This is a genomic window from Paenibacillus sp. WLX2291 (genome assembly GCF_046603665.1).
Taxonomy (GTDB): domain Bacteria; phylum Bacillota; class Bacilli; order Paenibacillales; family Paenibacillaceae; genus Saccharibacillus.
On sequence record NZ_CP176755.1, the window covers coordinates 4,118,373 to 4,144,570 of the forward strand.

The window sequence follows — 26,198 nt, forward strand, 5'->3', positions numbered from 1 at the left end:
CGGTCGTGTAGAGCAGATAGCACAGCAGCAAAACTGTTCGTGATACGCTTCGTTCTTCTTTTACCTATTACAGATCGTGATCATGATGCTCTGGTTCTGGTGGGATGCGTTTCTCTAGCATCCGTTGCTGGAATTCGCTAATATCCTCATAGTCCTCAGCGAATTTGCGGGAGATGCGAATATAGATCGGTAGCAATTCGCGATAAATCGCAGCATGATCCTTATACGGACGATGCTCATACGTCGTACCGATCATGCTCGATACCGCATCCAGCGTGTCAATACGCTTCAGTGCATACAGACCGAGTACGGCTGCGCCCAGACAGGAGCTTTCGATACTTTCCGGCACGATGACCGGTTGGTCGAAGATGTCCGCCATCATTTGCCGCCACAGCTCGGAACGGGCGAACCCGCCAGTAGCGTGGATTTTCTGCGGTACACCGATCTGCTCCTCAATCGCCAGCATCACCGTATACAGATTGAACAGCACGCCTTCCAGCGCGGCACGGATCATATGCTCTTTTTTGTGATGCAATGCCAGCCCGAAGAATGAACCGCGTGCATCTGGGTTCCAGAGCGGCGCACGCTCGCCGGATAGATACGGATGGAACAGTAGTCCGTCTGCACCGGGGTCTACCTTTTCAGCGATTCGAGTCAGCACTTCGTACGCGCTCAGACCGAGACGCTTCGCTGTCTCTACCTCAGAAGCGGCAAACTCATCCTTGATCCAGCGGAAAATAATGCCGCCATTGTTGACCGGACCGCCGATGACCCATTTATCCTCTGTTAATGCGTAGCAGAAAAAGCGTCCTTTCGGATCGGTGACTGGCTTCTCGGTTACAGTGCGGATGGCGCCGCTCGTCCCGATTGTTACTGCCACAACACCCGGATCAATCGCACCTACACCGAGATTGGACAATACGCCATCGCTCGCACCAAGTACAAATGGCACCGAAGTGCTCAAGCCCATCTCATTCGCATACGTTTCATGCAATCCGTTCATGATCTGTGTGGTCGGTACGAGCTTGGACAGACGATCGCGTGTGATGCCAGCAACCGTCAGTGCTTCCTCGTCCCAGTCCAGCTTTTCCAGATTCAGCAGCCCGGTTGCCGACGCCATCGAATGGTCAGCGACATATTCACCAAACAGCTTCAAAAATACATATTCTTTCATCGAAATATATTTATGTGCGGCATCTGCCACATCTTTTTTCTCATGCGTAATCCACATAATCTTCGTTAGCGGAGACATCGGGTGAATCGGTGTACCGGTTCGCATGTAGATCTCGTGACCTTTGGGATCATCTTTTAACTGCCGCCAGTACTTGGCGCTACGGTTGTCCGCCCACGTAATACACTGAGTCAGCGGCTTACCTTCCTTATCGACAACGAGCAAACTGTGCATCGCCGCACTGAACGATACGCATAGAATATCGTCAGTGGATTTGCCGCTCTTGTCCATCACCTGACGTACGGAATCGATGACCGCACGGAACAGCTGATCCGGGTCTTGCTCCGCCACTGCTGGTACCGGAGTATGCAGCGGATATTCTACACTGCCTTGGGAAACGATTTCCCCACTTTCTTCAAACAATACTGCCTTCGTGCTAGTTGTGCCCATATCGACGCCTATCATGAATTTTCCGGTACTCATCGTGTCAACCTACTTTCGCTCATAATATCAGTCCTATCTATCATCCCACAATTACACTTAAAAGCAAAATGATCGCAAATGCAAACAACGACAGAATCGTCTCCATTACCGTCCACGATTTGAGCGTCTGCGGTACAGTCATATTGAAAAATTCCTTAACCATCCAGAAGCCCGCATCGTTCACATGTGAGAGAATAAGCGAGCCTGCACCTGTTGCCAATACGACCAGTTCTACATTTGCACCCGGCGTTAATGTCAGTACCGGCGCTACAATCCCTGCTGCCGTTGTCATCGCTACCGTTGCCGAACCCGTCGCAACGCGGATCAATGCTGAGACAAGAAAGGCAAACACGATCACATTCACATGCGCCGATGTCGCTACACTCGCAATCGCATCGCCTACACCACTATCGATCAGCACCTGCTTGAATGCCCCACCACCACCGATAATCAGAATGATCGAAGCGGTCGGTGCCAGACATTCACTGGCAAATTTGGATATTTGCTCTTTGTTGAATCCTTGCCCGAAGCCAAGTGAGAAAAAGGCAAACACGGTCGCGATAAACATCGCTACCACCTCATTACCGACAAAGCGGAAAAATACCGCAACACCGCTCGTACTATCCGGTGCAGCAATCTCTACAATCGAGCCGGACAGCATCAGGATGACTGGCATTAGAATCGTCAACAACGTAAGCCCGAATCCCGGCAGCTTACGATCCGGTTGATCCAGCGGACTGGACGAGAACTGCTTGGACAATCCTTCTGGTGGCTGGACGACAATCCGGTTGCCGATATATGTACCAAATAACGGTCCGGCAACAATCGCGGTCGGAATACCGACAATGAGCGCGTACACAATCGTCGTACCGATGTTTGCGCTGAACGCATCAATCGCAATCATCGGCGCTGGATGCGGCGGCAACAGACCATGCACGGTCGATAATCCCGCCAACATCGGAATCCCAACTTTGAGCAACGAGATATTTGTTTTGCGGATGACCGTAAACAATATCGGAATCAGCAAAATAATACCCACCTCAAAAAAGACAGGCATACCGACGATAAGCCCGACCAAGAGCATCGCCCATGGAACGCGCTTTTCGCCAAAGCGGTCGATGAGCGTAGTCGCAATCTGCTCGGCGCCACCGGATTCCGCCATCATTTTACCGAGCATCGTCCCTAGTCCGATCACAATCGCAATCGAACCGAGCGTCCCGCCTAATCCGCTTTGCACCGAATCCACTACATCGAGTGGCTTCATGCCGATAACCAATCCCAAAAATAGGGACGCGAATAGCAGCACGACAAATGGATTCCATTTATACCGTGCGATCATAACGATCAGTATCGCAATTGCCACCAGCGCCCAGATCAGCAGGGTCACCTGATGGCTCAGTCCAAAAATTGAGTACATTGCGGATGTTCCTCCTGTTCCAATGAAATAACATACCCTTTGTCATTATGGAGCATGTCATAAACGTCATAATAACCTTTTGCTTATTACCCGAATCATCATCAAATGTAAACGGAAGAACTGCACGTATAGACGTATTTATGCATGGTATCGTTTACATTCCCACTTGTCATACGATAGTCATTGACTAATTCCAAGTAAGTTAATAAGATTAATGAAACACTATTTATATTGGATACATACTATTCGTCATTTACCCAAAACTACTTTCACGGGAGGAACGTCATTGATTGAATTGGTGAACCTGAATAAGCGTTATCAACTGCAAGGCAAGGTCATTGATGCTGTGCAGGATGTGAATGTGCACATCCATCAGGGCGATATCTATGGCATCGTTGGCTATAGCGGTGCAGGCAAAAGCTCCTTGCTACGCTGTATCAATCTGCTTGAACGCCCAACATCCGGTCAGGTGCTGGTCGGCGGCGTGGATCTAACCCGTCTGCCCAAGGAGCGCTTACGTCTCGCCCGGCAAAAAATCGGCATGATCTTTCAACATTTCAACCTGATCACCAGCAAAACGGTGGCTGGCAACATCGCCTTCAATCTAAAAGCTGGCGGCTGGCCGAGCAGCAAAATTCCCGGTAGAGTCAAAGAATTGCTAGAACTGGTCGGATTGCAAGACCGTCATCAGCAATATCCGGCGCAATTGAGCGGTGGGCAAAAGCAGCGTGTCGGTATTGCCCGTGCGCTTGCGAACAATCCAACGGTACTGCTGTGCGACGAGGCAACATCCGCACTTGATCCCAAAACGACGGAATCGATCTTGCAGTTATTGCTAGAGATCAATCGCAAGCTGAATTTGACCATTGTGCTGATTACGCACGAAATGGAAGTCGTCAAGGACATCTGCAATCGAGTTGCCGTTATGCAAGACGGACGTATCATCGAGGAAGGTGCAACGTATTCCATCTTCGCCGATCCGGTACATTCGCTAACTCGCGACTTTATCGCACGAGTGCTGGACTTCAAACTGCCACAACGATTGCTGGATGAAAGTCGCGGTACGATTGTACGCATTCTATTCCGCGATTCACGCGCCGAGGAAGCCGTTGTCTCGGATGTATTGCAAGCATGCCGAATTAAGGGCAATATCCTGCATGGCAAAATCGAATATATTCAGGAGCAGCCGCTCGGCTTCTTCATTATGGAGATCATTGGAGCGGCAGAAGAACAAGAACGCGCCATTGCAATGTTGCAGGATCGGACTGCTGGTGTGGAGGTGATCCAGCATGGATACATGGCTTGATATGATTCCCGATATGATCAAAGCCTTCAACCAGACATTATTCATGGTCGGCGTCTCGTTATCAATTGCGATCATCATCGGCATTCCGCTTGGTGTATTGCTATTCATTAGCGATCGTGGTCTGTTCTGGCGTAGTCGCTGGGTTGGACAAATTCTCGGACTGATCTCCAATATTGTACGTTCGATTCCATTTGTCATTTTGCTTGTATTGTTGCTACCCGTGACACAGGAGATTGTTGGCAAAACGATCGGTCCCGGCGCTGCATCTGTGCCTTTATCAGTTGCTGCAATTCCATTTTTCGCGCGACTAGTAGAAAGTTCTATGCGTGAGATTAGCAGCGGTGTGATCGAATCAGCGATTGCTGCGGGTGCCAAGCCGTGGCTCATTATTACTGGTGTCCTGTTGCCCGAATCGCTGCCCGGTATCATCTCCGGTCTTACGATGACTGCCATCAGTCTACTTGGCTTCTCAGCTATGGCAGGCATTGTCGGTGGTGGTGGGATTGGCGATCTGGCGATTCGCTTTGGGTACTATCGCTACGATAATCAAGTCATGTTCACTACGGTGATCATTCTGATCGTCATGGTGCAGCTGATCCAATTCATCGGCGATACCGCTGCCCGCAAAGTAAGCAAACGATAAATCCATCATTTTATAATAATAAGGAGTGTTTTCTAATGAAAAAATGGGCAACTCTACTCGTTCTCCTCACTGTATTCGGTATACTGGCTGCCGCCTGTGGCAACTCATCTGAGCAAACGACAAGCGAAGGGGCTGCTGGCGGAGAATCCAAACAGATCAATATTGGCGCTACTACTGGTCCTTACAGCGATATGATTACCAAAGCGATCAAGCCAATATTGGAAAAGAAAGGCTACACGGTCGAAGTGACCGAATTCAACGATTATGTACAGCCGAATCAAGCACTTGCCAACGGCTCAATTGATGCCAATCTGTTTCAGCATCGTCTGTATTTGGAGCAGTTTACGAAGGACAACAATCTGGAGTTAAGCCCGCTGATCACCGTCCCTACTGCGCCGCTTGGCATCTATTCCAGCAAATACAAATCGATCGACGAGATTGCAGATGGCAGCACCGTCGCTCTTGCAAACGATCCAACAAATCTCGGACGCGCCCTGCTGCTATTGCAAGACAACAAGCTGCTAGAAGTGAATAAGGATATGCAATCGTCCACCGCTTCGGAAAAAGACGTATCGGCGAATCCAAAAAATCTGGTGTTGCAACCGCTCGAAGCTGCCCAATTACCACGTACACTGCAAAGTGTCGATGTAGACGTCATTCCCGGCAACTTCGCTTTGTCCGCAGGCATAGATCTGAACTCCGCCTTGCAGCTGGAAAATATGGATGAGCAATATCGCAATCTCATCGCCGTCCGCACCGCCGATGTTGATTCCACACTGGCAAAAGACCTGAAAGAAGCGGTTCAATCTGCTGAATTTGAACAAATCATCGATTCTGATTTTCAAGGATTCTCCAAACCGGAATGGATGCAAACGCGCTAACCAGAAGTTCCAACCGCAGCATAACGATAGGATTGATACATTTGTGCGTTCTTCAGCACCATTCCCAACCAATGATTCTGTCTAACAAAATCACATGATGATCGCAAAGGGAATACGGTATATTCTAATAGTCCATATAGCTTTGCAAGGCGTAACAAAAAAGCACGAGCTACACAGGATTGTTTCTGTGCAGCTCGTGCTTTTTATTCGAAAGTCGTTGTATGATTATTGTGGTAGGATCATCAATCACGCTTTTTCTTTGTAGCAAGTAATGATTGACAGCATCATCAATAAGAACTGAATCCGTTGAAGATCAAGTGCTTGATCTTAACGTCCTTTCACTGAGCGTTCGGTCTGCGGATTCATACTCAGTGTATGATGTGCCAGACCGTCACTCAATCCGCGCCAGCTTGCCAGCAACACCGAACACTGCATATGATCAAACACCGTCCGCAAAATCATCGTCCCGGCGACAATGATGTCGGCACGATCAGCAGCCAGATCGAATTGCTGAATTCGCTCTTCTACGCTCAGTCCAGCGAGCGCATCTGCATAATAACGGATCTTCTCCGCTTCAATCGTGTACGGGTCGCCCGCAGGCTTGAGCTGCTGCTGACGTTCACGTTCCATCCGTGCCAGCGCCCGAATCCCACCGCCCAATCCGATCAGCGGCAGACGACGGTGTTCCGCTGTCCACGGATATGGCTCCAATAACCCGGCGATCTTGTGTTGCAGCTGCTCCCGAGATGATTCAGACCAGCGCTCGCGACCGCCATTTTGGATCGTCATATTGACCGCTCCGCAAGGCAGGGACGTACTGTGCAGCAATTCTTCTCCTTTAAAATAAGAGATCTCTGTACTGCCACCACCGATATCAACGATAAACCCTTCCTGCACATGCGATGGCAGCGATCGGGTGACGCCGAGGAACCCGTAATACGCTTCCTCTTCACCGGTCAGAATCTGCACGCTAATGCCCGTTTCGCGTTCCCAGGTCGCTGTAATCTCCTGCGTATTGGGCGACTGGCGTACCGCTGCTGTCGCAACAGCACGAATCTGATCAGCGCGATTAGCGGCACAAATCTCCTTAAACCGATTCAGTACAGGAATCACCGTCCAGATATCATCTTCGCTCAGATTCCCATGTTCATCCCGGCGTACACCAAGACGTACCGTTTCCTTCGCTTTGTGAACCATCCGACATACCCGATCATTCCCTGCTTCATAAATGATCAGACGGATGGAGTTCGAGCCAATGTCTATGATTCCGAGCCGGTTACGATGATCGCTCATTGTATCCTCGCCATGCACGCATCCTTGATTTCAAACATCGCCATTAACGAGTTCCTCCCTACATTGCGTTTATCGTACCAAACGCTTGATTGTTATGATTTTATCAGGAACAGACAGTGATTTCCACAAGTAATCCATTTTTCACAATCGTTTATGGAAAAGTTTGGTTTTTCGTGTGGACAGACGGACAACAATGCCAAACAGCGGTGCCTTCTTCCGCCACACCGCTGTCCGACATCTTACTATTTAACCGGTCGATTCCACTTCAAATTGCAGATCGCCACTTTTGATAACAACTTTCATCGAATCCTGCTTGGTATCTACGAAAATGTAGCGGTCGGTATCAATATCCTTAGCCTGCCAATCCTTGAGCCGGATAATAAAACCGATATTCGTCTCGTCCGGCGCAACCGGAATACGAGCAATCGCACGTCCATGTTCCACCCGGTCAAAGTCAACCTGACGGTGACCGAGTACAGAACCCCATACCCACAAATTCCAGCCGCGATAATCCTGATTCGGACGCTCGTATTCCACTTCAATGCTACGTGGTACGAACGGTGCAACTTCAAGATACCATTGTGCCGTCGCACGACCACATGTAACGGTAATTTTCGTTTTACCTGCCGAGATGCCACGTACGACACCATCCTTGTTCACACGAGCAATCCGTTTATCGCTAGAATTCCAAGTTATTTTCGGTCGAGCAATCGGGCGTCCGTATTGATCAAGCACATCCGCTTTCAGACGCATACGTTTGCCCGCATACACCTGATGCTCTCCCTGCAAATTGACCATATGCGGGACAAGCGTCTCTACATGCAGCAGCAGACAACTTTCCACATCGCCACAGGACACACAAATCGTCGTATTGCCTTCCCGCAGTGCCGTCATGCGTCCATCCGCCCGAACTTGAACAACCTGATCGTTGGCAGATTGGAACCGTACCCGCTCCGCTGTGTATACACGTCCGCGCTGATCACGCGTAATTACATGCAGTTGCAGCTTTTCACCCGGTTCCATAATACTTGGCGTATAATCCCACTCCAGACTTGCTGGAATCGGCTTATATTGATCTTGCTCATCGAACAATACCATCATCGACAATGGCGCTACTGCCACTTCGCCTGACAGTACAGAAGCGAGTGGCTTGATACCAGCAGTACGCTCATTGACGACCACCTGCCACTGACGGCTAATTTGCGGCAACGTTACGTTTTGTTCTGTTGTAGCCGCATTATAGATCACGATAATGTGCCGCCATTTATCACCGTTCGCGTATTCGCCCAGTTGGAACATGACGATCTGGTTGTCGCGGCGCAGTGCTTTTAAGTGCTGCTCCACATCTTTGCGCTCATTCATGCGAAATGCCGGATGATGCAGACGCAATTGGATCAGACCGCGATAATAATGAAATACATCGCCAAAGATATGCTTATTTTCCCAGCGGATCATATTAATCTCGTCGGAACTACGATAACTGTTATGATCTCCATATTTGGAACGCAACAACTCATCACCGGCATGGATAAATGGAATCCCCTGACTCGTTAACACGATACCATTTGCAAGCAGTGAGCGGCGCACCCAATCATGCTCCATTACACGACTATAATCGAGCGTGCCATAAGGCTTTGCCTGTTCTACCGCTTCATGCACAGGTGTACCATCTGCCACCCGACCATCTATCATATGCAAAAACGACAACTGCTGCTCTGCTCCGTTTACACGTACGATTTTGTCCCATAGATTCAAGTTATCATGCGCAGTGACATAGTTGATGCTCTCGCCCGGACGATCTGTAAAATCGCCAATCGAGCCATACACCCCCTGCACAATCTCGCCTTCCTTGCCAAATTCACCAGTGACAAATCCTCTGGAATCGTCATCACTGCCGCCTTTGATCGCACTACGGAAATTATCGTTAAACAGCGCAAACCCATTGCTGCGTTGTGCACCTTTTAGCGTTTGCTGTGGTAATGGCGACCAGCCACCTGTCCACGGCTCACCGTAGATCAGAATATACGGATCAACATCCCGACGCAGTTCCTTTGTAAACTGGATCACCGTTTCCGTATCGATCAGACCCATCAGGTCGAAACGGAAGCCGTCCAGATGATACTCATTCGCCCAATAGCGCAGCGAATCTTTAATATATTTGCGCACCATAGGACGCTCGGTTGCAATCTCATTGCCCACACCGGAGCCGTTGGTCAGCTGCCCGCGCTCATCCGTCCGGTAAAAGTAACCTGGAACCAGTCGTTCAAACGGACCATCCTCTACAGAAAACGTATGATTGTACACGACGTCCATGACGACGCGCATACCTTCGCCGTGCAGTGCCTGTACCATCTTTTTGAACTCGCGAATACGAGATATCGGATCAGACGGATCGGTTGCATACGAGCCTTCTGGCACATTATAATGCTGCGGATCATAGCCCCAATTGTATTTCACTTGATCGCTGTCTGGATCATCCACCGTCAACTCGTTGACCGTTTGAAAATCAGCAAGCGGCAGCAAATGGACATGCGTCACACCAAGATCACGCAAATGGTCAATGCCCACACTATTGCCATATTCATCCGTCAATCCAGTTTCGGTAAACGCCAGAAACTTGCCTTTATGCTGCATCGGTGCCTGTGGATCGCTGGAAAAGTCACGTAAATGCAGTTCATAAATTACCGCATCCGTTACACTTGCCATCGGTGGACGAATATCGTTGTCCCAGCCTTCTGGATCGGTAGAGCGCAGATCGATAATAGCGGTACGTCGACCGTTCGCCGATACAGCACGCGCATACGGATCGACACTGTACTCCACGGTGCCGTCATGAAACTCGGCGCGGTACATGTAGTATTCTCCTGCCAGATCACGGTTGACATGAACTTCCCACACGCCGCCTTCCTCTGACTGCATGGACAGAATATGCCCGCCTTCATGATCATGTACCAGACCTTCTTCGTCATACTCGCCAGGATCATCATACAATACCAGATCGACGCGTATTGCATCAGGTGTCCACACTTTGAAGATACTCACGGCAGGGGTATACTGTAACCCCAGATCATCGATATCATAAAAATAGTCTGTTGCAATATCCAAACTTCGCGTAAGCGAATGATTCATTTTATCGAGCATTATCTTCACCACCATTTCCATACATGATCATTGCATAATGCCTATGTTCCTTATCCATTGCTTGCACGGGACTTGCCTTGCAGAGTGTAGGGTATGGAGCAGCAGCGACCATTTTATATTGCCTGTTACTTTGCAGCTGGTGCAATATCGTAACAGGAATCTTATGTTACTAACTACTTACTTAGAGTATCGGAAAATTTGTCGGATATTTGTAGGTTATGTCACCTGCACATTTGTGCAAATATAGGTCGGGGGCGGGATATTCATGAAGTGGATTACGCGGATGAAGGTATCGCCCATTGTGCAATCGTTAGCACAAATAACTGTATCAATCACAACAGCGACGGTCATTACTTCTAATTATTTCTAATTTACTTCTGGATGGTACGATCATTTCGTCAAAATCAACAGTTTGACGGTTGAATCAAGTAGCCCAACGATGTTAAAAAAAAGCAGCCGCGAATAGCGGTAGCGGCTGCGACACTTATTCCTTTACGTCGTACGCATCACTGGGCAGTCAATACCAGTGGTCCATCCGCTGTGATCGCAATCGTATGTTCATATTGCGCCGAACATTTGCCGTCAGCAGTGCGAGCTGTCCATCCATCTTCATCAATCGTCATTCGGTAGGTGCCTTCATTGATCATTGGTTCAATCGTGAACACCATTCCTTCTTTTAACCGCTGCCCTTTCCCCGGTAAACCGATATGGGCAAAACTTGGCGACTCATGCAGATTGCGCCCGATGCCATGACCGAGCAGATCGCGTACGACGCCATAACCATGACTCTCGGCGTGCTGCTGAATAACAGAAGTCACATCCCCCAGTCGATTGCCGACTACCGCCTGCTGAATACCAAGCTCCAGACATTCCAGCGTCACCCTCATTAGCTGCTCAGCTGACGGGGATACTTGTCCTACAGCATAGCACCAAGCGGAATCGCCTAGCCAGCCGCCGTATTCGGCAACGATGTCGATTTTGACCACATCGCCTTCTTCCAACCGCCGTCGATCGGGGAATCCGTGTGCGATCACATCATTGACGGAAGCACACGTTTCATATTGAAATCCGTTATACCCGTTCGTAAACTGCTTGCCGCCAAGCTTGGTAATATGCTTTTTCACAAATTCATTGATCTCTAGTGTTGTGATGCCCGGTGATATCATCTGTGCAATATGACGATGGCAATCTGCTACAATCTGGCTAGCAGTCTTCATGTCTTCAATTTCTGACGGTGTTTTTAAAATAATCATCAGTGGAAACTTCCTCTCTTGATGTATGTAAGACAGCATCTGGACGTGTTATCCGCTGTGTAGATGCGGATGGATCGGATGATAGCTTCGGACGAAGATCAGAATACGGGTAAGCCGCTCCATGCTTGCTGTATGTATTATAGTAAACCTTGTGTGCGTATTCAGCAACTTTGAAATGGTAAAACGCGCTCCTTATAGACAGAACTGAATTGCCTATTTTATGAAACGATAGCTTCGATGCAGCGTATCATCATTCATGCTCATATGCAAATACAGTCATGATACCAAAGGAGACGATACGTATGCGTCGATTGATCAACATCGGAAAATGGATTCTGTTTACACCGCTCATTCTAATTGCCGGGTTATTACAACTTGAAGATCTAGTTCTACTGTTCAAAGACCAGAGACGGGATCAACAACTACACAATGACTCAATGTACCATCGTATCGAAGGCATTCGGAATTAACGACGGCATTCGAAGTTGATATCGTTCATAATAACTGTGCGATATACAAATTTCGTTCGTTAATACGTTGTGATACCGTTTAACACCATGCTTCAGATATATTTTTTATGTAATTACATAAAAAGCCTGTCCTTTGCAGCTACACAGTTTCGCCAACAGGCGTTTACTGCATCGTTGCATCGGACAGGCTTTTTTATTGTTGATTTTTCGTGTTACGAAGGTGCTTGTACCAGCTGATCCAAAAAAGGACTATTCCTATTCGTCTCTATGGAATTTCGATCCATATGAGAAAGTCGTCACTCATTTGACCATACGATCACTTCGCTGCAACCTGCGATTTACTCCCCTAGACGCTTACCAAGAATCGCCAGATGTCGGTCTTCTCCATCCAAAATAGCAACACGTGGCAAATGACCCCAATCTTCAAATCCGAATTTGCGCAGCAGATTCAGACTTGGATCATTATGGGCAAATACGAAGCCGAGCAAGGTATGAATATGCAGCGCCGGTGCCTGCTGGATTGCGTAACTAACCAGCTTGCTGCCAATGCCTTTCCCTTTAAAATCCTCATGTACATACACACTCAGCTCTACCGTGCCATTATAAGCCGGTCGACCGTAAAACGTCTGCAAACTCGCCCAGCCAGCAATCCGTCCACTCTGCCATAATGCCCATAATGGACGACGCTCTGGCTGGTGTTCGTCAAACCATGCCTGACGGCTCTCGACCGTCACCGGTTCTGTATCCGCAGTCGCCAGACGACCGGGAATCGAAGAATTGTAAATGTCCACAATTGCTGCCAGATCTTCCTGACGTGCAATCTTGATCTCATATGCTACCGTTTCGCTCATCTCTCTACCTCACCTCAACAAAATTCTCTCTTTTGTATGATTCTAGTTGAGCATGCTACTGCTTGTAAATACGAATGGGACAATCCCTCTGCGATGACGATTTTGCCCAATCATCATGCTATGACATCAACGTATAAACGTGTTTCGTACGCGTACCGAACGTGAGAAATACAAATTCCACAGCAATGTAATAACAGCTGTCCAGATCATGCTACTCACCATGCTAACCGTTGGCGGCACGATGAAAAAGGTAAGTACAACGAGTGCCAGATTAATCAAAAGATACAAGCGTGCCATACGCGGGAACGAGCGTTTGCGCGTATACAGCAGCACGAGCAGAATGATTAACAACACCAATTTGATGCCTGCTGCCACCAGCTCAAAGCTAGACAACGACTGCAAATTTGTATCGTATACCGACAAGGCACGGTTCACTTCAGCTTGCATATCTGCCGGGAAAATATCCGGGTTGGCTGCGATAAACATAATAAATATGTAGGCGGGAATGGTGACAAAGGAAACGAATAGTCCCCAGTACATATACACCTGAAAAACAGCCATCCAACCGCCAAGTCCGACAAGCGGTGGACGATTATAATCCGGTGGTTGTTGTCCCGGACGTGGTTCATTCGGTTGCCCGTTAAATGGTGGCTGCCCGGGATCGTTAGGATTGGGTGGAAAATTGTTGTTCATTGGTTCTATTTCCTTTCTAGTTCTAATCTGTTCCCAGACCGTACAAGACGGCTGATCGCGGTCGCTACTCGGCTTGATTTTGAAGGTGTAATGATCCGGCTGCGAATCCGATGATACACTGCCAAATGATGAGCATAAGCACGCAAATCCCGCTTTCTCCAGTCTACCATAGCCAGCGTCAGAATAGTATTTTATCCTACATGACCGCGTGCACTTCCCTTTCCTGTTACGTTTGGCTAAGCCCGGTCTGCCTTTCACTCCATGCCCATAGACGTAACGCTTGCTGTCTATCCGATGCTCTGGATTGAAGGGTCATCACTTTTTTACGATAAAAATACTGACCGGTTTGCCCTGCAACTGATGGATCCGTTGCTAGAAATATAGCTGTCTCTGCTCCCTGCTCTGGCGTTTGAAAAAACGGTGTATGTGCTAGTGCAGAGAGCAAGCGTTTGCCAAAGCCAGTATCCCGATCCACACCGATACTCGTTGCAACCGCTCCGGGATGTAGACTATTGACGGTGACGGATGTGTCTTTTAACCGCTCTGCCAGCACAGAGGTAAAATACAGATTCGCCAGCTTGGATTGCGAATAGGCGCTGACCACATTGTACCCATCCTGCAAATACGGATCATCCCAGTGGATTTTGCCGATTTTGTAGGCGTTGGAGCTGACGACTATGATGCGAGCTGCCTTTGCCTGTTGAAGGGCATCCAGCAGTAGAGAAGTCAGCAAAAAGTGTCCCAAATGATTGACTCCGATCGACATCTCGAAGCCATCTGCTGTTTCCTTGCGAGTAGGATGAACGACCCCAGCATTGTTCAGCAGGACATCGAGATGGTCATATTGTTTGTAAAATTCAGCCGCAAACTCACGAATATTATCCAGTGAACCGAGGTCGCACGTCATCAGTGTGAGCTGATCGGAACCACTCTCATGCTTCGCTTGCTCCAGCGCTTGCTGTCCACGCTTCAGATTGCGACATGCCATAATGATATGGTGTCCTTGCTTCGCCAGAGCGATGCTGGAAGCTAGTCCCATACCGGAATTGGCGCCGGTGATGAGAATGGTTTTGCGATCGGTAGCGGTGTTAGCTGTGTTAGTGGTGTTAATATTTGCAGAATGAGTCATACGGTTGCTCCCCTCGATATGAAAGTGAAATGCAGATTGTTTTCGTTTACTGTACGTTTATTTCGTTGTTTTGAACTGTCGCATGTTGAACATTCTTGTATCTCATTGGCACATGTGTATTTTATTAGCGTATGTTTATGTCTATGTCATTAGTACATGCTCATATCTCATACGAATATATTTTATATTATGCAACCTTATATTTTAAGTAAACGTAAAGGAGTTCAGCAACGCATATGGAATAGGTATAGTATGGAATAATAAGGAATATGGAAAACGACAAAAAGCACGTAAAAAAGCCGTCGCCCTGTTCTGTAACGAACAAGACAACGGCATGTACTCACAAACAATATAAGGTATATTCCTCTTTTCACCACTATACATTCTTCTCATCCATATTCCATCGATCTTCGCTAGGAAATATGAATATTGGGGCATATTAATCCTGAGCGTGCGCACCATAAGCAGCTGCATCCAGTAGCTTGGACAGAGCAGCATCCAGATCGCCGTCCACCTTCAATTCCAGCATCCAGCCACGACCGTATGGATCGGTATTGACCAGTTCTGGCTCGGTTTCCAGATCGGGATTCAGGCGACTAACAACACCAGCTACCGGACAAAACAGATCGGATACCGTTTTGACCGATTCGATTGTGCCTACGACTTCATTCTCGCTCACATTGCGACCGTCTTCTGGCAATTCCACAAATACAATATCACCCAGCTGATGCTGGGCAAAGTCCGTAATACCAATCCGTACTGTATCATCGCCAATACGCTCTACCCACTCGTGTTCCTCACTGTACAACAGCTGATCCTTGATTTCGCTCATGATTATGCTCCTCCGGTTCCATGTCGTGATTGCATTTTGCTCAATGCCACAAGAGTATAGTAAGGAAGTTGGCACTGTCAAGAGGCTTGACATCGTTTACTCAATCAAGTATTAATATAATAAACATACAATTTTAACGTTTCTAGTGTTGAATGTTCGGAAATACATAACATCATATGTGAGCGGATGAACGTACAGGGAGAGACTGCCACACCGATGGCAGCGCCGAAGGAGTAAGCCGGAAACGGTGAATCTCTCAGGTATCAGGGACCTGTACCGGACGCAACTCTGGAGAGCATCCGGTGCTAATCAACGATAAGTGCACAGCGGATCACCCAAGGGGAAACTTGTTTTGAGCCATTCTGAATGATCGGCAGACATTATATGCTGGTAAGAATGTTCAGCGAGGTAACTCTCAGGTACCAAGGACAGGGAGAAAAGGGAATGAAGTACCGGATATATGCCGGTTTCTTTCCCTTCTCTTCCTGTCTTTTTTGTGCTTGTATACCGTTTCACCGCTCAAAATACTATTTCGAGGTGAATCCACATGACTGAATTGAAACGAACACCGCTTTTCCCGCTGTATCAACAATCTGGTTCCCCGCGCTGTATCGATTTTGGCGGCTGGGAACTGCCGGTACAATTTTACGGTATCCAAAAAGAACATGAAGCTGTACGCGAACGAGCTGGTTTATTCGACGTTTCCCATATGGGTGAAGTGATCATCAGTGGCGCTGGCGCACTCCGTTATCTACAGCATATGCTGACCAACGATGTTTCCCGTTTGCAGGATGCACAGGCGCAGTACACACTGATGTGCTATGACAATGGCGGCGTTGTGGATGATCTACTCGTTTACCGGATCGGTGAGGAGCATTATATGCTCGTGCTGAACGCATCGAATATCGATAAAGATATCGCATGGCTGCGCCAGCATTTGCCAGAAGGTGTGCAGTTGAAGGACATTTCGGAGCAAACGGCATTGATCGCTCTGCAAGGACCGCATGCGTCCGCCATTCTATCCAAAGCAGCTGGCAGTGATGTATACGCTGAATTGCCCGGCTTTTCCTTTGTACCGGAAGCGAAGTTGTTCGATGTGGAAGTGATCGTCTCCCGCACAGGCTATACGGGTGAAGATGGATACGAGATCTATACACCGGCTGCACAGGCAGATGTAATCTGGAGCAAGCTGTTGGAGATTGGTGAGGAAGATGGATTGATTCCATGCGGACTTGGTGCGCGTGATACACTGCGTTTTGAAGCGAAGCTGCCGCTGTATGGGCAAGAGCTGTCGGCGGACATTACGCCGCTGGAAGCAGGGCTTGGTTTCTTCGTGAAGCTGGATAAGGGTGATTTTATCGGACGCGACGTACTCGCTGGGCAAAAGGAACACGGTGCTCCACGCAAAATGGTCGGCATTGAGCTGATCGACCGTGGCATTCCGCGCTCACATTATCCGGTGTACCGCGATGGTCGGCAGATTGGCGAAGTGACTACCGGCACACAATCGCCGACATTGAAGCGCAATCTGGGCTTGGCACTGATCGAAGCGGATAGCGCCGCACTCGGTACGCCGGTCGAAGTCGAGATTCGCGGCAAGCTGTTGAAGGCAGAAGTCGTGAAGGCTCCTTTTTACAAACGTCAACCGGTGAACGTATAACACATTATATGATGCAACTGTAGCTGATGCTCCATGCTGCTGATGTTCATTGTTAGCTGATGTTCATTGTTATATGTGGTGTTTGCAGCTTCATAATTAGCATGACCGTATAGACAAGATCACAGCTACGAGCAGGTTCTCATTCACGGACAAATTTACTGTTACCTATCGTTCTAAATAGACGCATACGCTTGCAATCACAACGAAATGTACGGCTAGATGCTCAATAGACAACAAAATCTGGCAACTTCTCTTCTGCGATATTGCACGTCACGCAAGTCCACACTAACCGGTAGCTACGCTGCCGAAAGGAGTACAGCTTATGAAATCCCATCGTTATATCCCGATGACGCCACAAAATGAGCAGGACATGTTAGCCGTTGTCGGCGCTTCTTCCATTGAGGAATTGTTCAAGGACATTCCAGCTTCTGTTCGTTATGAAGGTACACTGCCGATGTCCGGTATGCTGGACGAATATGCGCTAACCCGTCATCTGTCTACACTGGCAGGACGCAATGCGGATACAGATCGCTATACAAGCTTTCTTGGTGCGGGCATTTACGATCATCATATTCCTTCCGTCATCAATCATGTGATTTCTCGCTCGGAATTTTATACGGCATATACTCCATATCAACCGGAGATCAGTCAGGGTGAATTGCAGGCGATATTTGAATTTCAATCGTATATTTGCGAATTGACCGGTATGGCAGTTGCGAATGCCAGTATGTATGACGGTGCGACCGCACTGGCAGAAGCCGCTTCGCTAGCAGCCTCTGCTACCCGCCGCAGTAAGATTGTCGCCTTCTCCACCATTCATCCCGAATCCCGCGCTGTTGTGAACAGTTATGCACGCGGACTCAATCTGGATGTGGTCGAAGTAGCTTATGGCGATGGCATTACCGACATCAGTGCACTGGAAGAAGTGCTGGATGATCAGACAGCGGCTGTACTGGTGCAATCGCCGAACTTCTTCGGTGGCATCGAGGGCATTCAAGCAGCTGCCGATCTCGCACATCAACATGGCGCACTGCTCGTCGTCAGCACCAACCCGATCTCACTCGGTCTACTGGAAGCACCGGGTAAATTAGGTGCGGATATCGTCGTCGGCGATGCACAGCCGCTCGGTATCTCGATGTCACTCGGCGGTCCAACATGTGGATTCTTCGCCGTTTCGCAAGCACAGATGCGCCGTATGCCAGGTCGTATCGTCGGTCAAACGACGGATCGCAACGGGAAACGTGGCTTCGTACTGACACTGCAAACACGCGAACAGCATATTCGCCGTGACAAAGCGACATCCAACATTTGCTCCAATCAGGCACTGCTCGCCTTGTCCGCTTCCGTTTATATGTCCGTGATGGGCAAACAGGGGATGCAGGATGTCGCTAATCTGAATGTACAAAAGGCTCATTACGCCGCACAACAGCTAGCACAAATCACAGGTTGCTCGCTGGCGTTCCAGTCTCCATTTTTCAATGAATTCGTACTGAAATTACCGCAAGCTACAAGCGCATCGCAGGTCAATGCCAAGCTGCTGGATAAAGGCTATATCGGTGGGTACGATCTCGGTCTGAGTTACCCGGAATTGTCTGGGCATATGCTGTTCGCCGTTACAGAAAAGCGCACCAAAGCCGAAATGGATCAACTGGCTATCGAATTGGAGGCATCGCTATGACAAACGAAACGTTACCAACCAGCATTCAGCCTATCGGAGAATCTACACCTGCGGTTGCATCGACCGAAATACAAGGCGATATTGTCAAAGAAAAAGCCCTCATTTTCGAATTGAGCCAGCCGGGTCGTATTGGTTATTCGCTGCCAGAATGCGATGTACCACAGGTGGATGTGAGCACCCTCATTCCACAGGACATGCTGCGCAGTGAAGCCGCCGCCCTGCCAGAAGTGTACGAAGTCGACGTGATCCGCCACTATACCGAGCTGTCCCGCTTGAACTTCGGCGTGGATAATGGCTTCTACCCACTCGGTTCGTGTACGATGAAATACAATCCCAAAGTAAACGAAGATGTAGCACGCTATGCTGGATTCGCCAAAATCCATCCGTACCAACCAGAACAAAGCATTCAAGGTGCATTGGAACTGCTGCACACGCTGCAAAACGATCTAGCTGCACTGACCGGAATGGATGCTGTCACCCTGCAACCAGCTGCCGGAGCACATGGCGAATGGACAGGTCTGATGATGATCCGTGCCTATCATGAGAAGCGCGGCGAGCATCGCACCAAAGTAATCGTACCGGATTCTTCGCACGGTACGAACCCTGCCAGCGCAACGGTTGCCGGTTTCCAAACGATAACAATCCCGTCCAACGAACGCGGGCTGGTCGATCTGGACGCACTGCGTGCTGCTGTCGGTTCCGACACCGCTGCACTCATGCTGACTAACCCGAATACACTCGGTCTGTTCGAAGAACAAATTACCGAGATCGCACAGGTTGTGCACGAAGCTGGCGGACTGCTGTATTATGATGGCGCTAACTCCAATGCGATCATGGGCATCGCCCGTCCGGGTGATATGGGCTTCGACGTTGTCCATCTTAACCTGCACAAAACGATGAGCACCCCACATGGCGGCGGTGGTCCCGGCTCCGGTCCGGTTGGCGTAAAAAACAAATTATTGCCATTCCTGCCTGAGCCAGTCGTAGAACAACAACAAGACGGAACGTACACGCTACGTTCTGGCTCCCCAGATTCCATCGGTCGTGTCAAAGCATACTACGGTAACTTCGGCATTCTCATTCGCGCTTATACCTACATCCGTAGCTATGGACCCGAAGGACTGCGCCGTGTATCGGAATGTGCCGTACTGAACGCCAACTATATGATGCATCGTCTGAAAGACCACTACATCATGCCATACGACAATGTGTGCAAACACGAATTCGTTATGTCTGGTAAAGGTCTAAAACAATACGGCGTACGCACACTGGATGTCGCCAAACGACTACTCGATTTTGGCTACCACCCACCAACCGTCTACTTCCCGTTGAATGTAGAAGAATGCATCATGATCGAACCGACCGAAACCGAAAGCAAAGAAACACTTGATGCCTTCATCGACACCATGATCCGCATCGCAAACGAAGCCAAAGAAACACCAGAGCTGGTACTGAATGCACCATACAGTACCCCAGTCAGTCGTCTCGACGAAGCAACCGCTGCTCGCAAACCAGTACTCAACTGCGCATGTAGCTGATCACCAACTACAACCGCTCATATTTCCAAAAAAGGAGCATACCATCGCGGTACGCTCCTTTTTCTGATATTACCCGAAAATCTTCACCTGCATTACCTGCATTACCTGCATTACCTGCATTACCTGCATTACCTGCATTACCTGCATTACCTGCATCAAGTATGCTCTCATCTCTCCCAATACAATACAATACATAAATATTCCAATATCTATATTTGAAATCGAAACATACCATACGCAATAGGAAAACGAAGTTACGTATCGAATAATCATAACAGCTACATATCTACTTATGAAAAGAGGCGTCTTATGAGCAAATTCGGATTATTCGGCAAATTTACAGTACAGGAAGGTCAGCGCGATCACATGGTCGATATTCTACTTGATGCTGCGAAATCAATGGAGCAGTTGCAGGAATGCGAGCTTTATACCGTCAGCATTGCCGAAAATGAACCCGATTGTATTTACGTTTACGAAGTATGGAGCAACCAAGACGCGCATCAGGCATCGTTAACTTTAGAGTCAACACAGACACTAATCCAAAAAGCTAAACCAATCATTACGGGAATGGAACGCATATCCACCCTCCACCCCATCGGCGGTAAAGGCTTAACTTGATAAGAGTATTGTACTGCTTTTAGTGCTTCCACCATTTATCTGTTGCACAAATCCCCAAATATCAATACTTTTCACCCTACACCAATTTTCATTTCTCTAATCCCATTTTTATCATGTACCTTAAATACACCATTACCACATCGTTCACCATGCACATTACCAAATTACACATCATCAAAGCAGTCGCTATACAACATAACAGTTGCTACTTGCACAGAGCGGAGGAAAAGGAATTGTCCAAAAGGTCGACCTTTAAGCCTGTAGATTCACCGACTTATCCCATTCCAGAATCTACAGGCTTAACCGGAGACCGTTGGACAATCCTTTTCCGCAGCGGCTTCCCCAAAACAACGTCCCCACGACGACAGCAATGACAGCAACGACAGCAATGACAGAAAAAAAGCTAATACTCCGAATCATCAGAGTATCAGCTTCATGGGATTGTTGGACAAACAATAAAAAGTCTTTGTAAAACGAATTCCACTCACATCATGCCGCACAAAGCTGCACCACATGCAAAATGAAAATCAATCTTACGCCTGAATCGCGTTTACCAGCTCAACCACTTCTTCGGCTGTTTGCATATCGAGTGCTTTGGTAGCCAGCTCTTGCATCTCAGCTTTGGACAGTTTAGCGATCTGACTGCGTGCAGGCAGGATCGAGCTTGCGCTCATGCTGAACTCATCAAGTCCCAGACCGAGCAGCAGTGGAATTGCAGTTGCATCCCCTGCCATCTCGCCACACATACCAGCCCATTTGCCTTCTTTGTGTGCTGCATCGATTACCATTTTCACCAGTCGCAGAATGGACGGGTTGTATGGTTGATACAGATAGGAGACGCGTTCGTTCATGCGGTCAGCTGCCATTGTGTACTGGATCAGATCGTTCGTACCGATACTGAAGAAGTCCACTTCTTTGGCAAATTGGTCAGCCAGAACAGCTGTCGATGGAATCTCAACCATGATACCGAGTTGGATATTGTCGGAAACGGCAATACCTTCAGCAACCAGTTTGTCTTTCTCTTCAACCAGAACCGCTTTCGCTTGACGGAATTCGCCCAGTGTCGCGATCATTGGGAACATGATACGCAGTTCACCGAATACGCTTGCTCTGAGCAGCGCACGCAGTTGCGTACGGAAAATGTCCTGACGATCCAGACAAAGACGAATCGCACGGAAGCCGAGGAACGGATTCATTTCTTTTGGCAGAATCAGATACGGCAACTCTTTGTCGCCACCGATGTCCAATGTGCGGACAACGACTGGTTTGCCTTCCATGCGTTCCAGTACGGTTTTGTACGCGTTAAATTGCACATCTTCCGAAGGCAGTTCGTCGCGACCCATGTACAGGAACTCGGTACGATACAGACCTACCGCTTCGCCGCCGTTATCAATAACGCCAGCTACGTCGTTTGGTGTACCGATGTTGGCAGCCAGCTCAACGTGAACACCGTCTTTGGACACAGTGGTTTCATCGCGCAGTTTGCGCCATTCTGCTACTTGTGCTTCGTACGCTTCACGTTTTGCACGATAATCTGCCAATACAGTCTCATCCGGGTTTACGATAACGTTCCCTTCAAGACCGTCGACGATAACGATATCGCCGTTTTGTACGACTTCCATAACTTCCTTTGTACCTACAACCGCTGGAATCTCCAGAGAGCGTGCCATGATTGCAGAGTGGGAAGTACGTCCGCCAATATTGGTAGTAAACCCTTTTACATAGTTACGATCCAATTGTGCTGTATCCGAAGGCGTCAGATCTTCAGCAATAATAACGACTTCTTCGCGGATTTCCGCAGGACTTTGGAAATTCACGCCCATCAGGTGGTTGATCACGCGTTTGGTTACGTCACGCATGTCTGCTGCACGTTCCTGAAGGTAAGCACTCTTCATGTTTTCGAACATCGTCACGAATTGCGATGCAACTTCGTTCAATGCGAATTCTGCATTCACCATATCGCTGGTGATCTTGTCTTTGACCGGATCAATCAGCTCAGGGTCACTCAGAATCAGCAGGTGAGATTGGAAAATCTCGGCTTTCTTTTCGCCCATTTCTTGCAGGGTACGTTCTTTGATCGCCTCAAGTTCGCCCTGAGATTTGGTCAGAGCGTCTTGCAGTTTAGCCAGTTCGGCATCGGTGTCACTTACGGAGCGCTTAGTGATTTCGTACTCAGGATGCTCCAGACGGAATGCTTTGGCAATGGCGATGCCCGAAGACGCCGCAATTCCCAAAATATTAGCCATTGATTTCGCCTAGCCCTTCGTTCACCATAACATCAGTCAAAGCTTTCAGAGCAGCTTCTTCTTCAGCGCCAGTAGTGGACAGAACGATAACGTCGCCTTGTTCAAGACCTAGGGACAGAACGCCCAGGATGGATTTCAGGGTTACTTTTTTACCTTTCGCTTCAGCAAAAGATTCAGTAGAAGCAAATTTGTTAGCAGCAGTTACCAGAGCTGTTGCCGGGCGTGCGTGGATACCATCTTCATCAACGATTTTAAAGGATTTTTCCATTATAGAGTCACTCGCTTTCTTGTAATTTGGGGTTTTGTTAGATAGATGTAAATCATCAAGCCATCCACTCTATTGTACAGCATAATAACGCTGGATGCACCTTCTGCCAAAAAAAATTTCGACTTTTTTCAGCAACAGCCAACAATTTCCGGTAATTTTTAGGCAAATTCATGAACGAATCATTGAAATGCTACAGATCACCAAAAAATGCTTTCATTCCGTAATGATTGCAAACTATAGGCGAAGCTCGTGAGAGCCGCCTATAGTTTGTTAGGAATGCTGTTCAACGGTAAGCTTCCTGTTGTTCAGCTGCATAGATGTGGATATTCAATTCATGATGCTGCCTGTTTACATGAAACGGTGCTGCATGACATGCGGATTTACTTAATGGAGATAATGTCGCCTTCTCCGCCTTTGACCGTACCGGATTTGTTCAATGTAACGGTCGCGCCTTCCGGCAGGTTCGAGAAGATCACCGGCGTGATGATCGATGGTGCATTGGCTTTGACATACTCCAGATCCACTTCTAGGATCGGTTGGCCTGCCATCACATCGTCGCCTTCGGCAACGAGGACATTGAAGCCCTGTCCTTTCAGTTTCACTGTATTCACGCCAACGTGTACAAGAATTTCTTTGCCCGTTTCGGACATGATGCCGATGGCATGCTTGCTCGGGAACACGTTGAATACTTTACCGTTAACTGGAGAAGCAATCGTACCGTTGGACGGCAGAATCGCGAAACCGTCACCGGTCATTTTTTGCGAGAAGACAGGATCAGGTACTTCGGTAATGCTCAACAGTTCGCCGTCTGCTGGAGCAACGATCATTTCCTCAGCCATGATGTTCACTTGCTCTTCGGCTGTGCCTTTGACAGGTTCATTGTCTACGCTTGGTGGTGTAGCTCTTGGTGTACGACCCGCAATGATGTCCTGCATTTGCGATTTGATCGTATCGGAACGTGTACCGAATATAGCCTGGATATTATTACCCACTTCCAGGACACCGGACGCGCCCAGTGCTTTCAATTGACCTTTATCCACGTTTTTCGGTTCTTTGACCTGAATACGCAGACGAGTAATACATGCATCCAGACTCGAAATGTTCTGTTGTCCGCCAAAAGCGTCCAGAATTTTGCCTGGCAATTCATCTTGTGTAGCTGCGCCAGTGCTGGAACCTTCTTCGCTAGCTACGGTATCTTCGCGACCCGGTGTTTTCAGGTTGAATTTGCGGATAGCAAAGCGGAAACCGAAGTAGTAAATAACGGCAAGAACCAGACCAACGATGATTACGTACCACCATGGTGTACGGTTCGGAATCACACCGAACAGAATGAAGTCAATCAGACCGCCGGAGAACGTCATACCAATTTTGACACCCAGCAATTGCATGGTCATGAAGGACAGACCTGCGAAGATTGCGTGGATACCGAACAGTACAGGAGCAACGAACAGGAACGAGAATTCCAGTGGCTCGGTAATACCTGTCAGGAACGAAGTCAGTGCTGCGGAAGCCATAATACCGGCAACGTATTTTTTATGTTCCGGTCTGGATTCGTGATAGATTGCCAGTGCTGCGGCAGGCAGACCGAACATCATGAACGGGAATTTACCAACCATGAATGTACCAGCTGTGAACGGAACGCCATCACGCAGCTGAGCCATAAAGATGTTTTGGTCACCACGTACCAGTTGACCTGCTTTGTTAACATATTCGCCAAATTCAAACCAGAACGGCGAGTAGAAGATATGATGCAAACCGAATGGAATCAGGGAACGCTCAATCACACCAAAGATAAAGGCGGACAGTGTAGGGTTCGCATCAACCATGTTGTGAGATACGGTGTTCAGGAACGATTGAACCGGTGGCCAGATCACGATCATAACCAGACCGAGAATCAGGGAACCGACAGCCGTCATAATCGGAACGAAACGTTTACCGGCAAAGAAGCCGAGATACGAAGGCAATTCGATTTTGAAGAAACGCTTGTACATAGCTGCTGCTAGAATACCGACGATAATACCGCCGAATACACCCGTTTGTAGCGTTGGAATACCGAGTACAGAAGCAACGGAGAAATCCTGTTTGCCTACTTGATCGGCAGTAACGCCCATCGCTGTACCCATTGTAACGTTCATGATCAGGTAACCGATAATTGCGGCAAGACCCGCAACACCTTCACCACCGGCAAGACCGACGGCAACCCCGACCGCGAATAATAATGATAAGTTACTGAATACGATTTGACCGGAGTTCATCATAACTTCGGCAGTGATTTGAATCCACTTTGCATTCAGTGCAGGTATATACTGCAAAAAGTCTGGATTCACCAGCATGTTACCGATACCGAGCAGCAAACCTGCCGCAGGCAGAATCGCTACTGGCAACATCAACGCTCTACCGACTTTTTGCAAAACGCCAAACAGACGTCTAAACAATACAGCCACTTCCCCTCAAGAATATAGTAAAATAAGTATTTTCTGCCAATATAATGCGATTTTACTCTCCATCTTGTATTGACCCAGATGGAGAACTCTTCAAACCTCTGTCGCCGCTTTTATTGCCGTCGTCAGAACGGTATATTCCGAGCATCCCAATCATCGCATGATCGTGGCATTCTTCTCTCGAAT

Annotated in this window: 20 protein-coding genes and 1 riboswitch; of the genes, 8 read left to right on the forward strand and 12 right to left on the reverse strand. The window is 48.3% G+C overall.

The genetic code is table 11. The features are described from left to right. Positions 1–67: 67 nt before the first annotated feature. Together gntK and ACDE64_RS17625 are read right to left on the reverse strand one after the other, a co-directional pair. Positions 68–1,654 (reverse strand): gluconokinase, encoded by a 1,587-nt coding sequence (gntK, locus tag ACDE64_RS17620; RefSeq protein WP_411347707.1) that lies wholly within the window; start codon positions 1,652–1,654, stop codon positions 68–70. Between the two features lie 40 nt (positions 1,655–1,694). Then, complete coding sequence (locus tag ACDE64_RS17625) at positions 1,695–3,071, reverse strand: GntP family permease (protein WP_411347708.1); 1,377 nt, start codon at positions 3,069–3,071, stop codon at positions 1,695–1,697. A gap of 286 nt (positions 3,072–3,357) precedes the next feature. Here ACDE64_RS17625 and ACDE64_RS17630 point away from each other — a divergent pair, with 286 nt between their 5' ends. Genes ACDE64_RS17630 through ACDE64_RS17640 form a run of 3 tightly spaced genes read left to right on the forward strand, consistent with a single transcriptional unit; the run spans position 3,358 to position 5,901 of the window. Further along, a complete protein-coding gene (locus ACDE64_RS17630) occupies positions 3,358–4,377 on the forward strand; it encodes a methionine ABC transporter ATP-binding protein (RefSeq protein WP_411347709.1) in 1,020 nt (339 codons plus the stop codon). Then, positions 4,361–5,020: a methionine ABC transporter permease gene (locus tag ACDE64_RS17635; protein WP_411347710.1), complete on the forward strand. Its 660-nt coding sequence runs from the start codon at positions 4,361–4,363 to the stop codon at positions 5,018–5,020. Before ACDE64_RS17630 ends, ACDE64_RS17635 begins: the two co-directional genes overlap by 17 nt. 35 nt (positions 5,021–5,055) lie before the next feature. Beyond that, positions 5,056–5,901, forward strand: coding sequence for a MetQ/NlpA family ABC transporter substrate-binding protein (locus ACDE64_RS17640; RefSeq protein WP_411347712.1), 846 nt, complete (start codon positions 5,056–5,058; stop codon positions 5,899–5,901). Between the two features lie 327 nt (positions 5,902–6,228). Here ACDE64_RS17640 and ACDE64_RS17645 read toward each other — a convergent pair whose 3' ends face one another. The 3 genes from ACDE64_RS17645 to map form a co-directional block, all read right to left on the reverse strand. Then, positions 6,229–7,194: a hypothetical protein gene (locus tag ACDE64_RS17645; RefSeq protein WP_411347713.1), complete on the reverse strand. Its 966-nt coding sequence runs from the start codon at positions 7,192–7,194 to the stop codon at positions 6,229–6,231. Positions 7,195–7,440: 246 nt separating this feature from the next. Then, complete coding sequence (pulA, locus tag ACDE64_RS17650; RefSeq protein WP_411347714.1) at positions 7,441–10,335, reverse strand: type I pullulanase; 2,895 nt, start codon at positions 10,333–10,335, stop codon at positions 7,441–7,443. A gap of 506 nt (positions 10,336–10,841) precedes the next feature. Then, complete coding sequence (gene map / locus ACDE64_RS17655) at positions 10,842–11,588, reverse strand: type I methionyl aminopeptidase (RefSeq protein ID WP_411347715.1); 747 nt, start codon at positions 11,586–11,588, stop codon at positions 10,842–10,844. A 302-nt stretch (positions 11,589–11,890) separates the two neighbouring features. Here map and ACDE64_RS17660 point away from each other — a divergent pair, with 302 nt between their 5' ends. Beyond that, positions 11,891–12,058: a hypothetical protein gene (locus tag ACDE64_RS17660; RefSeq protein ID WP_411347716.1), complete on the forward strand. Its 168-nt coding sequence runs from the start codon at positions 11,891–11,893 to the stop codon at positions 12,056–12,058. A 338-nt stretch (positions 12,059–12,396) separates the two neighbouring features. Here the strand turns inward: ACDE64_RS17660 and ACDE64_RS17665 are convergent, their stop codons facing one another. From ACDE64_RS17665 to gcvH, 4 genes are all read right to left on the reverse strand, one after another. Next, entirely contained in the window at positions 12,397–12,909 is a 513-nt protein-coding gene (locus ACDE64_RS17665) for a GNAT family N-acetyltransferase (protein ID WP_411347717.1), read from the reverse strand. Between the two features lie 126 nt (positions 12,910–13,035). Beyond that, positions 13,036–13,602: a DUF2569 family protein gene (locus tag ACDE64_RS17670; RefSeq protein WP_411347718.1), complete on the reverse strand. Its 567-nt coding sequence runs from the start codon at positions 13,600–13,602 to the stop codon at positions 13,036–13,038. A gap of 226 nt (positions 13,603–13,828) precedes the next feature. Next, entirely contained in the window at positions 13,829–14,731 is a 903-nt protein-coding gene (locus ACDE64_RS17675) for an SDR family oxidoreductase (RefSeq protein ID WP_411347719.1), read from the reverse strand. A 439-nt stretch (positions 14,732–15,170) separates the two neighbouring features. Beyond that, complete coding sequence (gene gcvH / locus ACDE64_RS17680) at positions 15,171–15,563, reverse strand: glycine cleavage system protein GcvH (RefSeq protein ID WP_411343430.1); 393 nt, start codon at positions 15,561–15,563, stop codon at positions 15,171–15,173. Positions 15,564–15,749: 186 nt separating this feature from the next. Beyond that, a riboswitch (glycine riboswitch) is annotated at positions 15,750–15,846 on the forward strand. Between the two features lie 264 nt (positions 15,847–16,110). On the opposite strand from gcvH, the gene gcvT reads away from it, so the two are divergent. The 4 genes from gcvT (at position 16,111) to ACDE64_RS17700 (ending at position 21,057) form a co-directional block, all read left to right on the forward strand. Further along, complete coding sequence (gene gcvT / locus ACDE64_RS17685; protein WP_411347720.1) at positions 16,111–17,223, forward strand: glycine cleavage system aminomethyltransferase GcvT; 1,113 nt, start codon at positions 16,111–16,113, stop codon at positions 17,221–17,223. Positions 17,224–17,545: 322 nt separating this feature from the next. Next, positions 17,546–18,901, forward strand: coding sequence for an aminomethyl-transferring glycine dehydrogenase subunit GcvPA (gcvPA, locus tag ACDE64_RS17690; protein ID WP_411347721.1), 1,356 nt, complete (start codon positions 17,546–17,548; stop codon positions 18,899–18,901). Positions 18,902–18,981: 80 nt separating this feature from the next. Beyond that, positions 18,982–20,439 carry an aminomethyl-transferring glycine dehydrogenase subunit GcvPB gene (gene gcvPB, locus ACDE64_RS17695; protein ID WP_411350330.1) on the forward strand — a complete coding sequence of 486 codons (1,458 nt, stop codon included), beginning with the start codon at positions 18,982–18,984 and terminating at the stop codon, positions 20,437–20,439. A gap of 309 nt (positions 20,440–20,748) precedes the next feature. After that, positions 20,749–21,057, forward strand: a complete 309-nt coding sequence (locus ACDE64_RS17700; protein ID WP_411347722.1) for a putative quinol monooxygenase — start codon at positions 20,749–20,751, stop codon at positions 21,055–21,057. 533 nt (positions 21,058–21,590) lie between these two features. On the opposite strand, the gene ptsP is transcribed toward ACDE64_RS17700, so the two are convergent. The 3 genes from ptsP to ptsG all read right to left on the reverse strand — a co-directional run bounded on the left by ptsP (position 21,591) and on the right by ptsG (position 26,006). Then, positions 21,591–23,303, reverse strand: coding sequence for a phosphoenolpyruvate--protein phosphotransferase (ptsP, locus tag ACDE64_RS17705; protein ID WP_411347723.1), 1,713 nt, complete (start codon positions 23,301–23,303; stop codon positions 21,591–21,593). Beyond that, the gene (locus tag ACDE64_RS17710) at positions 23,296–23,571 is read right to left on the reverse strand and encodes an HPr family phosphocarrier protein (protein ID WP_367060826.1); all 276 of its coding nucleotides are present in this window, start codon (positions 23,569–23,571) and stop codon (positions 23,296–23,298) included. Before ACDE64_RS17710 ends, ptsP begins: the two co-directional genes overlap by 8 nt. A 380-nt stretch (positions 23,572–23,951) precedes the next feature. After that, positions 23,952–26,006: a glucose-specific PTS transporter subunit IIBC gene (gene ptsG, locus ACDE64_RS17715; protein WP_411343435.1), complete on the reverse strand. Its 2,055-nt coding sequence runs from the start codon at positions 26,004–26,006 to the stop codon at positions 23,952–23,954. Positions 26,007–26,198: the final 192 nt, after the last annotated feature.

Bases quoted from the DNA above. Each gene is read 5' to 3' on its own strand.
- ACDE64_RS17700 (WP_411347722.1), top strand. From the start codon at position 20,749: ATGAGCAAATTCGGATTATTCGGCAAATTTACAGTACAGGAAGGTCAG.
- ACDE64_RS17675 (WP_411347719.1), bottom strand. From the start codon at position 14,731: ATGACTCATTCTGCAAATATTAACACCACTAACACAGCTAACACCGCT.
- gcvH (WP_411343430.1), bottom strand. From the start codon at position 15,563: ATGAGCGAAATCAAGGATCAGCTGTTGTACAGTGAGGAACACGAGTGG.
- ACDE64_RS17665 (WP_411347717.1), bottom strand. From the start codon at position 12,909: ATGAGCGAAACGGTAGCATATGAGATCAAGATTGCACGTCAGGAAGAT.
- pulA (WP_411347714.1), bottom strand. From the start codon at position 10,335: ATGCTCGATAAAATGAATCATTCGCTTACGCGAAGTTTGGATATTGCA.
- ACDE64_RS17640 (WP_411347712.1), top strand. From the start codon at position 5,056: ATGAAAAAATGGGCAACTCTACTCGTTCTCCTCACTGTATTCGGTATA.
- ACDE64_RS17645 (WP_411347713.1), bottom strand. From the start codon at position 7,194: ATGAGCGATCATCGTAACCGGCTCGGAATCATAGACATTGGCTCGAAC.
- ACDE64_RS17670 (WP_411347718.1), bottom strand. From the start codon at position 13,602: ATGAACAACAATTTTCCACCCAATCCTAACGATCCCGGGCAGCCACCA.
- ptsP (WP_411347723.1), bottom strand. From the start codon at position 23,303: ATGGCTAATATTTTGGGAATTGCGGCGTCTTCGGGCATCGCCATTGCC.
- ACDE64_RS17625 (WP_411347708.1), bottom strand. From the start codon at position 3,071: ATGTACTCAATTTTTGGACTGAGCCATCAGGTGACCCTGCTGATCTGG.
- gntK (WP_411347707.1), bottom strand. From the start codon at position 1,654: ATGAGTACCGGAAAATTCATGATAGGCGTCGATATGGGCACAACTAGC.
- gcvT (WP_411347720.1), top strand. From the start codon at position 16,111: ATGACTGAATTGAAACGAACACCGCTTTTCCCGCTGTATCAACAATCT.
- ACDE64_RS17660 (WP_411347716.1), top strand. From the start codon at position 11,891: ATGCGTCGATTGATCAACATCGGAAAATGGATTCTGTTTACACCGCTC.
- ACDE64_RS17635 (WP_411347710.1), top strand. From the start codon at position 4,361: ATGGATACATGGCTTGATATGATTCCCGATATGATCAAAGCCTTCAAC.
- ACDE64_RS17710 (WP_367060826.1), bottom strand. From the start codon at position 23,571: ATGGAAAAATCCTTTAAAATCGTTGATGAAGATGGTATCCACGCACGC.
- gcvPA (WP_411347721.1), top strand. From the start codon at position 17,546: ATGAAATCCCATCGTTATATCCCGATGACGCCACAAAATGAGCAGGAC.
- map (WP_411347715.1), bottom strand. From the start codon at position 11,588: ATGATTATTTTAAAAACACCGTCAGAAATTGAAGACATGAAGACTGCT.